Origin of the sequence: Streptomyces similanensis (assembly GCF_039543625.1) — a bacterium.
GTDB classification, from domain to species: Bacteria; Actinomycetota; Actinomycetes; order Streptomycetales; family Streptomycetaceae; genus Streptomyces; species Streptomyces similanensis.
Window position 1 is genome coordinate 1 of the sequence record NZ_BAABKC010000003.1, and the last position, 11,971, is coordinate 11,971.

Consider the following 11,971-nt stretch of genomic DNA (forward strand, 5'->3'; position numbering starts at 1 on the left):
AGCACACCCCACCGACGTCACCACACACACCGCACCCGCATCCCCCAACATCACACCCACACGCTCCACCGGCAACTCCGGATCCACCGGCACATACGCCCCACCCGCCTTCAACACCGCAAGCAACCCCACCACCAAATCCACACCACGCTCCAAACACACCCCCACCACCGACTCCACACCCACACCACGCTCCCGCAAACAACGCGCCAACCGATTCGCCCGCACATCCAACTCCCCATACGACACCTCCACCCCCTCACACACCAACGCCACCGCACCCGGATCACGCACCACCTGCTCAGCAAACAACTCCACCAACGACGAACCACCCACCTCCAACCCCGTGTCATTCCACTCCACGAGGAGCCGGTTCTGTTCGGTCGCGTCGAGGATGTCCACCGCTGACAGAAGGCCGTCGGGGTCGTCCTCCAGCATGGCCACGAGGTGGTCGAGGCAGGTGTGCAGCAGCCGGCAGAGCGCCTCCCCGTCGACCGGACCCACCGCGTCCACGGTCAGCCCGAACCGCGTCTCCAGGTCGTCCACCGAGACGGCGACCGGGTAGTTGGTGGCATCGCGGGTGAACACCGTGCTGATGCCCTTCGGCGCGGCGCCGTCGGCCGGTCGGTCCTCCTCCTGCCGACGCTTGCCGTGCCGGTAGTTGAACAGCGAGGTGAACAGCGGACTGCCGTTCGGCACGCCACTGGCCTGCTGCGCCAGCGTCAGCGGCGCGTGTTCGTGCACCAGCAGCTCCGCCAGCTGATCACGCACCCCCTCCAGCGCCCGGCCCACGCCCACCGCGTCGACCCGCACCCGGACCGGCAGTGTGTTGATGAACAGGCCCGGCACCCGGTCGGCGCCCGCACCGGCGTTCATCCGCCCGAACAGCACCGTGCCGAACACAACGTCGTCACGGCCGCTGACCGTCGCCAGCACCCGCGCCCACGCCAGATGGAACACCGACGCCGGACTCACGCCCAGCGACCGCGCCACCTCACGCACCCGACGCCCCACCTCCTCATCCACGCCCAGATGGGAGCGGACCACACCGGTGCCGTCACCGTGCACGTCCAGCAGACCGTACGGCGCGGTCGTCTCCTCCACATCGGCCAGGAGACCGGCGAAGTACCGCTCGTGCTCCTCACGCGTGACGCCCAGCCGCGCCTGCGCCACGAAGTTGCGGAACGGCAGCGGCTCCGGCAGCGAATCCTCCCGCCCGGACATGAACGCGCCCATCTCCGCGAGGAGCACGTCCTGTCCGGTGTGGTCCTGGACCAGGTGATGCATCCGCAGCAACGCCAGCCAGCCGCCGTCCGGCTGTGCGGCCAGGTGCACGTCGATCAGCGGCGCACGGCCGATATCCATGCTCGGGCCGGCCGCCGCGATCAACTGCTCCACGTCGCTGGGGCCTTCGGGGTCGAGAGCGATCTCGCGCACGGGCAGGACGGCCCGGCGGACCACGACCTGGACCGGCTCAGGCAACTGCTCCCAAAGGAACGCGGTGCGGTAGATGTCGTGCCGGTCCACCACTCCCTGCAACGCCCCGAGGAACGCGTCCAGCCGCTCCCGCGAGTCGAACTCCATGGCCCTCGGCGCCGCGTACACGTCCGCGCCGCCGTCCGCCTGCAACAGGTGGTGGAAGAACAGACCCTCCTGCAAGGGCGCCAGGGGATACACGTCGGCGACGTTCGCCGCGCCCCCCTCGACGGCTGCGACGATCCGCGCGACCTCGGCCTCCGACAGATCCACCAGCGGCAGCATGTTCGGGGTGATCCGCTCGGCATCCTCCGGGATGCGGTTCTCCGGCACCACCACCTCGGCCGGCCCGGCGGCCGCCGCCAGACCCGCGGGCGTCGGCGTCTGGAACAACGCCCGCACCGAGACAGAGACGCCTCGACCCCGCAACTGCTCCACCAGGGCCACCGCCAGCAGCGAATGACCGCCCAGCGTGAAGAAGTCGTCGTCCACCCCGACCGCCGACAGACCCAGCACCTGCGCGAACGCCTGGCACAGAATCTCCTCCTGCACCGTCGCCGGACCACGCCCACTGTCCGCCGTCGCAGCCGCACCATAATCAGGCGCCGGCAAGCCCCTACGATCCAGCTTCCCATTGCTGGTCAGCGGCAGCTCCGGCAGCACGACCACGGCGGACGGCACCATGTACTCCGGCAACCGAGCCGCCACGAACTCCCGCACGGCCGCCGCGAACTCGGCCGCCTCCACCTCGTCGTCCACCTCATCGGTGACGACGTAGGCGACCAGGCGGACATCCCCGGGCACATCCTCCCGGGCGACCACCGCGGCCCCCTCGGCCAGCGGATGCGCGGCCACGACCGCCTGCACCTCACCCGGCTCCACCCGGAACCCACGGATCTTCACCTGCTCATCCGCACGCCCCGCGAATACGAGGTTGCCCTCACCCGACCACCGGGCACGGTCCCCCGTCCGATACATCCGCTCACCCGCACCACCGAACGGACACGCAACGAACCGCTCACCCGTCAGCCCAGCCCGACCCACATAACCACGCGCCACCTGCGCACCCGCCACGTACAGCTCCCCGGCCACGCCGACCGGCACCGGGCGCAGCCACTCGTCCAGCACATACACCCGCGTATTGGCCACCGGAGCACCCACCGGCACCGCCCCACCAGCCGCCAACTCCCGCGACAGACGCACCGTCGCCACACCGACCGTCGTCTCCGTCGGCCCGTAATGATTGAACACCGCCGAACCCTCACCGACCGCGTCCAACAGGCCGTTCACCAACTCCGGCGAAGCCGCCTCACCACCCAGAACCAACGACCCCACCGACCCCACCGACTCAGCGCCCAGAGCCGCCACATGCGACGGCACCGCCTTCAAGCAGTCAATCCGGTGCTCGGTCAAGTACGCGGCCACCGCCGCCGGGTCCGTGACCAGCTCCTCGTCCAGGAAGTGCAACTCACCCCCGCCCGTCAGACTCGCGAACACCGTCGTATTCGCCAGGTCCGTCGCCTGACCCTGCAACACAGCAAACCGGCCACCGCCATCGAACCCGACCCGCTCCGGCACCGACGCCACATAGTTCGCCAGCCCACCATGCGTGACCGCGACACCCTTCGGCCGCCCGGTCGAACCAGACGTGAACACCACATACGCCACCTGCCCCGGACGTATCTCCACCCCCGGCGCCGCCTCAGAGGCGGCCGCGAGCTGCATCGCAGTCAACGGACTGTCCACCGCCACCAGACGATGCCGCCCCGCCGGGAGATCGTCCAAGATCTCCTCTGTCGTCAACGTCAGCACCGCGCCGCTGTCGCGCAGCACCAACGCCACCCGCTCCGCCGGCAGTCCCGCGTCCACCGGCACATAGCCCGCGCCCGCCTTCCACACCGCGAGCATCCCCACCACCATCTCCACACCCCGCGGCAGACACAACCCCACCACCGACTCCGCACCCACACCCTGCGCCCGCAGATAATGCGCCAGCCGATTCGCCCGCGCATCCAACTCCCCGAACGACACCGCCCCGTCCCCATCGACCACCGCCACCGCACCCGGCGACCGCACCACCCGCTCCTCGAACAGCCCCAACACCGTGGAAGCCGCCACCGGCACCTCCGTGGCGTTCCACTCCACCACCACACGATCCCGCTCCTCCGCCCCCAGCACATCAGCCGCGCTCACCCGGGTCGACGGGTCCTCGACCACCTGCGCCAGCAGCAGCGACAGACCCTCGGCCAGCCGGGCCACCGTCGCCGGGTCGAACAGGTCAGCAGCCCCCGTCACCACCCCGCCGATCCCCGCCGGCGCGCCATCCGCGCCGAACCGCTCGCCCACCAGCACGGACACATCGAACTTCGCCCCGACCCGGCCCAACGGCAGCGCGCTGCCCCGCAGACCCGACACCGTCTCGGCCGCACCGCCCACGCCCGCCACCGACACCGTGTCCTGCATGGTCAAAATGACCTGGAACAACGGATGCCGCGCCGCCGACCGCGACGGCGCCAGTTCCTCCACCAGCCGCTCGAAGGGTACGTCCTGATGCCCGAACGCGGCCAGACTCGTCTCCCGGACCCGCTCCAGCACCTGCCCGAACGTCGGATCACCCGACAGATCCGTCCGCACCACCAGCGAGTTGACGAAGCAGCCCACCAACTCGTCCAACGCCTCATCCGTACGGCCCGCGATCGCCGAACCGATCGGGATGTCCGTCCCCGCACCCAACCGCGACAACGTCACCGCCAACGCCGCCTGCAACACCATGAACACCGTCACGCCACGCTCACGCGCCACCTCACGCAACCGCGCGTGCACCGCGGCCGGCACATCCACCGGCACCGCATGACCCTCGTGCGAGGCCACCGCCGGACGCGACCGGTCATACGGCAACGCCAGCTCCTCCGGAGCCCCCGCCAACGCCTCACGCCAGAACCCCACCTGCCGCGACAGCACACTCTCCGGATCACGCTCCTCACCCAGCAACTCCCGCTGCCACAACGCGTAATCCGCGTACTGCACCGGCAACGGCGCCCACACCGGCACCCGCCCCTCCACCCGCGCCGCATACGCGGACGTCAGATCCCGCTCGAACGGAGCAGACGACCACCCATCACTCGCGATGTGATGCACCACCACCGTCAGCACATGCTCATCCGGAGCCGCAGCGAACAGCCACGCCCGCAACGGGATCTCCGAGCCCAGATCGAAGGCGTACCGTGCCGTCTCCGCGACCGCCTCGGTCACCTCCTCCGGACCGACCTCCGCGACGGTCAGCGCGAATCCGGTCTCCTCGACCGGCAGGATCCGCTGGTACGGCTCGCCGTCGGCCACCGCGAACACCGTCCGCAGCACCTCATGCCGCCCGATCACATCCCGCAGCGCGTCCTCCAGCGCGCCCCGGTTCAGCTCACCCGACAGCCGCAGCACCAGCGGCTGGTTGTAGGTGGAACTCGGGCCTTCCAGTTGCGCCAGGAACCACAGTCGGCGCTGGGCGTACGACAGCGGCACCCGCTGCGGCCGCTCCCCCGCCACCAGCGCCGGACGCGCCGCACCCGCCTGCCCCAACCGCGCGGCGAGACCGGCCGGCGTCGACGCCTCGAACAACGTCCGCAGCGCCACCTCCACCCCCAGCACCGCACGCACCCGACTCACCAACCGCGTCGCCAACAGCGAATGCCCACCCAGCGCGAAGAAGTCGTCATCGACCCCGACCCGCTCCCGACCGAGAACCTGAGCGAACGCCTGGCACAGGATCTCCTCCTGCACCGTCGCCGGACCACGCCCCCCACCACTCACGTACTCCGGAGCCGGCAGCGCCCTACGATCCAGCTTCCCGTTCACCGTCAACGGCAGCACATCCAGCACCACCACCGCCGACGGCACCATGTACTGCGGCAGCCTCTCGGCCACAAAGCCACGCAGCTCCGCCGCACCCGCATCACCGACCACATAGGCGACCAGACGCTTGTCCCCGGCCACGTCCTCACGCACGACGACCGCCGCCTGACCCACCCCCGGATGCGCCGACAGAACCGCCTCGACCTCACCCGGCTCGATCCGGAACCCACGGATCTTCACCTGCTCATCCGCACGCCCCAGATACTCCAGCCGGCCTTCCACCGACCACCGCGCCACATCCCCCGTCCGATACATCCGCTCACCCGCACCACCGAACGGGCACGCAACGAACCGCTCACCCGTCAGTCCCGGCTGGCCCTTGTACCCGCGCGCCAACTGCGCGCCGGACAGATACAGTTCACCCGCCACACCCACCGGCACCGGACGTAGCGCACCGTCCAGCACATACACCCGTGTGTTCGCCACCGGCACGCCGATCGGCACGCCGCTGTCCGCGGGCGGGCCGTCGGTCGTGCCGACGGGCAGGGTGTCGGTGGGGCTGAGGGAGTAGGTGATGCAGCCGACGGTCGCTTCGGTGGGGCCGTACTCGTTCACCACCGTGGCAGCGGGGTTGGCGCGACGCCAGCGCCGCATCACCTCGACCGACAGGGCTTCGCCGCCCACCACCAGGTCTCCGGAGAGCCGGCTCTCCTGTGCCAGGTCGCCCAGCAGCGCCAGGTGGCTGGGAGTCACCTTCAAGAAGGTGCACGCTCTGTCGCCCGACAACGCCTCGTGTATGTCCGTGCTTTCGGTCAGCCCGACCACGCGCACGCACCCGCCGACCAGCAGCGGTCCCAGCAGCGATGTCACCGTCAGGTCGAACGCTACCGACGAGTGAAGCCCCGCCACTCCGCGCAAGCCCTCGTAGGTCTCGGCGGCCCATGAGAGGTAGCCGACCGCACTCCGGTGAGTGATGACCACGCCCTTCGGGCGCCCCGTGGAACCCGAGGTGTAGATGACGTAAGCCGGGTGGTCCGGGCTGAGGGGGCAGGTGCGGTCGGCGTCCGTGAGGTCCTGTGCGGACCGTTCGGCCAGCTCGCCCTCGGTGCTGGGATCGCCCAGCACGATGCGCGGCGCCGACAGTTCAGGCACGGCGACGGCGGGCGCGGTGATCACGCAGGCGAGTGCCGCGTCCTCCACCATGAAGGCGATGCGGTCCGCGGGGTAGTCGGTGTCGATCGGGAGATAGGCCGCTCCCGCCTTGAGCACGGCGAGGATCGAGACGACCAGGTCGGCCGAACGCGACAGCGCCAGCCCCACCGACGTCTCGGGGCCGACCCCATGGGTCACCAGGAGCCGCGCCAGCTGGTTCGCGCGCGCGTTCAGCTCCGCGTAGGTCAGCTCCACGTCCCCGACGGCCACCGCGACGGCGTCAGGCGTGCGCGCCGCCTGGGCCGCGAACAACGCCGGGACGGTGGTCGCTTCCACCTGCGTCGTGGTGTCGTTCCACTCCTCGATGAGCCGGTTCCGTTCGGTCGCGTCGAGGATGTCCACCACCGACAGGAGGCCGTCGGGGTCGTCCTCCAGCGTGGCCACGAGGTGGTCGAGGCAGGTGTGCAGCAGCCGGCAGAGCGCCTCCCCGTCGACCGCACCCACCGCGTCCACGGTCAGCCCGAACCGCGTCTCCAGGTCGTCCACCGAGACGGCCACCGGATAGTTCGTCACCTCTTGCATCGACAGCGTGCTGATGCCCTTGGGCGAGGTGGTGTCGGCCGGCCCGGAGTCCGTCTGCGGACGCTTGCCGTGCCGGTAGTTGAACAGCGAGGTGAACAGCGGACTGCCGTTCGGCACACCACTGGCCTGCTGCGCCAGCGTCAACGGCGCGTGCTCGTGCACCAGCAGCTCCGCCAGCTGATCACGCACCCCCTCCAACGCCCGGCCCACACCCACCGCATCGACACGGACTCGGACCGGCAGCGTGTTGATGAACAGGCCCGGCACCCGGTCGGCGCCCGTCCCGGCGTTCATCCGCCCGAACAGCACCGTGCCGAACACGACGTCGTCACGGCCGCTGACCGTCGCCAGCACCCGCGCCCACGCCAGATGGAAGACGGTGGCCGGACTCACGCCCAGTGACCGGGCGACGTCCCGCACCCGTCGGCCGATCCCGTCCTCCACCCGCAGATGGGAGCGGATCACGCCGGTGCCGTCACCGTGCACGTCCACCAGGCCGTAGGGCGCGGTCGTCTCTTCCACATCGGCCAGCAGGCCGGCGAAGTACCGCTCGTGCTCCTCGCGCGTCACGCCCAGCCGCGCCTGCGCCACGAAGTTGCGGAACGGCAGCGGCTCGGGCAGCGAGTCCTCCCGCCCGGACAGGAACGCGCCCAACTCGTCCAGCAGCACGTCCTGCGTGGTGTGGTCCTGGACCAGGTGATGCATCCGCAGCAACGCCAGCCAGCCACCGCCCTCACCCGGCTCAGCGGCCGTGTGCACATCGATCAACGGCGCACGACCGATGTCCATCCCCGACCCCGCCGCAGCACTCAACTGCTCCTGCGCATCGAGGCCAGGCGAGTCGAGAGCGACTTCGTGGACGGGCAGTACGGCCCGGCGTACGACGACCTGGACCGGCTCGCGCAGCTGCTCCCACAGGATCGCGGTGCGGTAGATGTCGTGCCGGTCCACCACCCGCTGCAACGCCCCGAGGAACGCGTCCAGCCGCTCCCGCGAGTCGAACCGCAGCACCCGCGGCACCACATACGCGTCCACACCGCCGTCCGCCTGCAACAGGTGGTGGAAGAACAGACCCTCCTGCAACGGCGCCAGGGGATACACGTCGGCGATGTTCGCCGCGCCCCCCTCGACGGCCGCGACGATCCGCCCGACCTCCTCCTCCGACAGATCCACCAGCGGCAGCATCTCCGGGGTGATCCGCTCGGCATCCTCCGGGATGCGGTTCTCCGGCACCACCACCTCGGCCGGCCCGGCGGCCGCCGCCAGACCCGCCGGCGTCGCCGTCTGGAACAACGCCCGCACCGAGACACCAACACCCCGAGCACGCAACTGCTCCACCAACGACACCGCGAGCAGCGAATGCCCGCCCAGCGCGAAGAAGTCGTCGTCCACACCCACCGCGGGCAGACCCAGCACCTGCGCGAACACCTGGCACAGAATCTCCTCCTGCACCGTCGCCGGACCACGACCGCCACCGGCCGTGAAAGCGGGAGCCGGCAGCGCCTTACGGTCCAGCTTCCCGTTCACCGTCAAAGGCAGCACCTCCAGCACCACCACAGCCGACGGCACCATGTACTCCGGCAACCACCCCGCAGCAAACGCCCGCAGCTCCGCCCCCGACACCTCACCCACCACATACGCCACCAACCGCTCATCCCGCACCACCACCGCCACATCCCGCACCCCACCATGACGCGCCAACACCGCCCCCACCTCACCCAACTCCACCCGGAACCCACGCAACTGCACCTGCTCATCCCCACGCCCCCCATACACCAGCCGGCCATCACCCCTCCAGTGCGCACGATCCCCCGTCCGATACATCCGCTCACCCGCACCACCGAACGGACACGCCACGAACCGCTCCGACGTCAACCCCGCACGCCGCACATACCCCCGCGCCAGACCCGCACCCGCCACATACACCTCACCCGCGACACCCACCGGCACCGGACGCAACCACTCATCCAGCACGAACACCCGCAGATCCGGAAGACCCACACCCACCACACCAGCATCACGCCCACCCCGCACACCCGCACCCTCCAGCGGGAAATACGAGACATGCACCGTCGTCTCCGTGATCCCGTACATATTCACCAACCGCGGCCCCCCATCACCATGCCGCTCGAACCACCCCTCCAGACGACCCACATCCAACGCCTCACCACCGAACACCACACACCGCAACACCCAGTCGTCCCGCTCCACCCCCATCAACTGATAGAACGCCGACGGCGTCTGATTCAGCACCGTCACCCCCTCCTCCGCCAACAACCGCGCGAACTCCCGCGGCTCCCGACTCACCCCGAACGGCACCACCACCAACCGCCCACCATGCAACAACGCACCCCACAACTCCCACACCGAGAAATCGAACGCATACGAATGGAACAACGTCCACACATCATCCGGACCGAACCCGAACCACTCCCGCGTCGACCCCAACAACCGCACCACATTCTGATGCGGCACCACCACACCCTTCGGCCGCCCCGTCGAACCCGACGTATAAATCACATACGCCGCAGACTCCGGCAACACCCCCACCCCCAAATCACCCTCACCGAACAACCCCTCCTCCACATCCACCTCACCCACACCCAACGTCACCACCGGACGCGCCTCCTCCAACACCAACGCCACCCGCTCCGCCGGATACTCCGGATCCACCGGCACATACGCCGCACCCGACTTCAACACCGCCAACACCGCCACCACCAACTCCACCGACCGCGGCAACACCAACGCCACCAACCGCTCAGGCCCCGCACCCCGAGCCACCAACGACCGCGCCAGACGATTCGCCCACGCATTCAACTCCCCATACGACAACGACCGCCCCTCACACACCACCGCCACCGCACCCGGATCACGCACCACCTGCGCCTCAAACAACTCCACCACCGAAGAACGCCCCACCAACCCCTCACCCACCCCACCAGCCCAACCCAACACCAACGACCGCTCACCCTCACCAAGGAACTCCACACCCCCCACCCGCACATCAGGATCCGCCACCAAACCACCCAACAACCGCCCGAACCAACCCACCAACCGCTCAGCCGTCGCCGCATCGAACACATCGAGGGCGTATTCCAGCGCGCCGGCCATGCCCTCCTCCCGCTCCTCCATGTAGAGCGAGAGGTCGTACTTGGCCGTGGTGGACTGCGCGTGTTCGAGCGCACCGCCGAGACCGGCCATCTCAAGCCTGGCCCCGCGGTTGTTCTGGAAGCTCAGCACGACCTGGAACAGTGGGTGCCGGGCCATGGAGCGGGTCGGGTTGAGGACCTCCACCAGTCGCTCGAAGGGCACGTCCTGGTGCGCGTACGCGGCCAGGTCGGTCTCCTTGACCCGCGCGACGAGCTCACGGAAGGTCGGGTCCCCTGACGTGTCGGTGCGCAGGACCAGCATGTTGACGAACATGCCGACCAGATCGTCCAGCGACTGGTCCGTCCGGCCGGCGATCGGTGAGCCGATCGGTACGTCGGTTCCCGCGCCCAACCGCGTGAGCAGTGCCGCGTACGCCGCCTGCACGACCATGAACGGACTCGCACCGGACTCGCGCGCCAGCCGCGTCAGTCCCTCATGGACGTCGGCGGGCAGGACAAAGCGCACCCTGCCACCGCGGTGTGAGGCAACGGCGGGGCGTGTCCGGTCGTAGGGCAGCGTCAGCTCCTCCGGGGCGTCCGCCAGCGCCTCGCGCCAGAAGTCCACCTGCCGCGACAGCACACTCTCCGGATCGTCCTCCGACCCGAACACCTCCTGCTGCCACAGCACGTAATCCGCGTACTGCACCGGCAGCGGCGCCCACTCGGGCGCCCGGCCCGCGCTCCTGGCCTCGTACGCCACGGACACGTCCCGCGCCAGCGGTCCCATCGACCAGCCGTCACCCGCGATGTGGTGCACCACCAGCATCAGCACATGCTCATCCGGACCAGCCGAGAACAGCCGCGCCCGGACAGGGATCTCCTCCGCGAGATCGAAGGTGTACCGCGCGGCCTCAGCCACCGCCCCGGCCAGCTCCTCCGCGCCCACCTCGGTGACGGTCAGCGCGAACCCGGCCTCCTCGACCGGCAGAATCCGCTGATACGGCTCCCCGTCGGCCACCGCGAACACCGTCCGCAGCACCTCATGGCGCCCCAGCACGTCCCGCAGGGCGCCCTCCAGTGCCCGCCGGTCCAGCGGGCCGGTCAGCCGCACCCCGATCGGAAGGTTGTACGTCGCGCTCGGGCCCTCCAGCTGCCCGATGAACCACAGCCGGCGCTGGGCGTACGACAGCGGCACCCGCTGCGGACGTTCCCCCGCCAGCAGCGCCGGACGCGCCGCGCCCGCCTGGTCCAGCCTGGTCGCGAGTCCGGCCGGTGTGGGCGTCTCGAACAGCGTCCGCAGCGCCACCTCCACCCCCAGCACCGCACGCACCCGGCTCACCAGACGCGTCGCCAGCAGCGAATGACCGCCGAGTGCGAAGAAGTCGTCATCGACCCCGACCTTGTCCAGGCCGAGGACCTGGGCGAACGCCTGGCAGAGGATCTCCTCCTGGGGCGTGGCCGGCAGGCGCCCGCCGTCCGAGGTGTAGGCGGGCGCGGGCAGCGCCTTGCGGTCCAGCTTGCCGTTCACCGTCAGCGGCAGCGCGTCCAGCACCACCACCGCCGACGGGACCATGTACTGCGGCAGCCGTCCGGCCGAGAAGGCACGCACATCGGCGGCGAGGTCCTGCGGCACGGCACTGTCGTCCCGGACCGGAACGACATAGCCGACCAGGCGCTTGTCCCCGGCCACGTCCTCACGGACGACGACCGCCGCCTGCCCCACACCCGGATGCGCCGACAGAACCGCCTCGACCTCACCCGGCTCGATCCGGAACCCACGGATCTTCACCTGCTCATCCGCACGCCCCAGATACTCCAGCCGG

General features: G+C 69.8%; 1 protein-coding gene. It reads right to left on the reverse strand.

Going from position 1 to position 11,971, the window contains the following annotated elements:
* Window positions 1-11,971 (reverse strand): amino acid adenylation domain-containing protein (locus ABEB07_RS01330; RefSeq protein ID WP_345666645.1); only part of this gene is annotated, 11,971 nt, incomplete at both ends.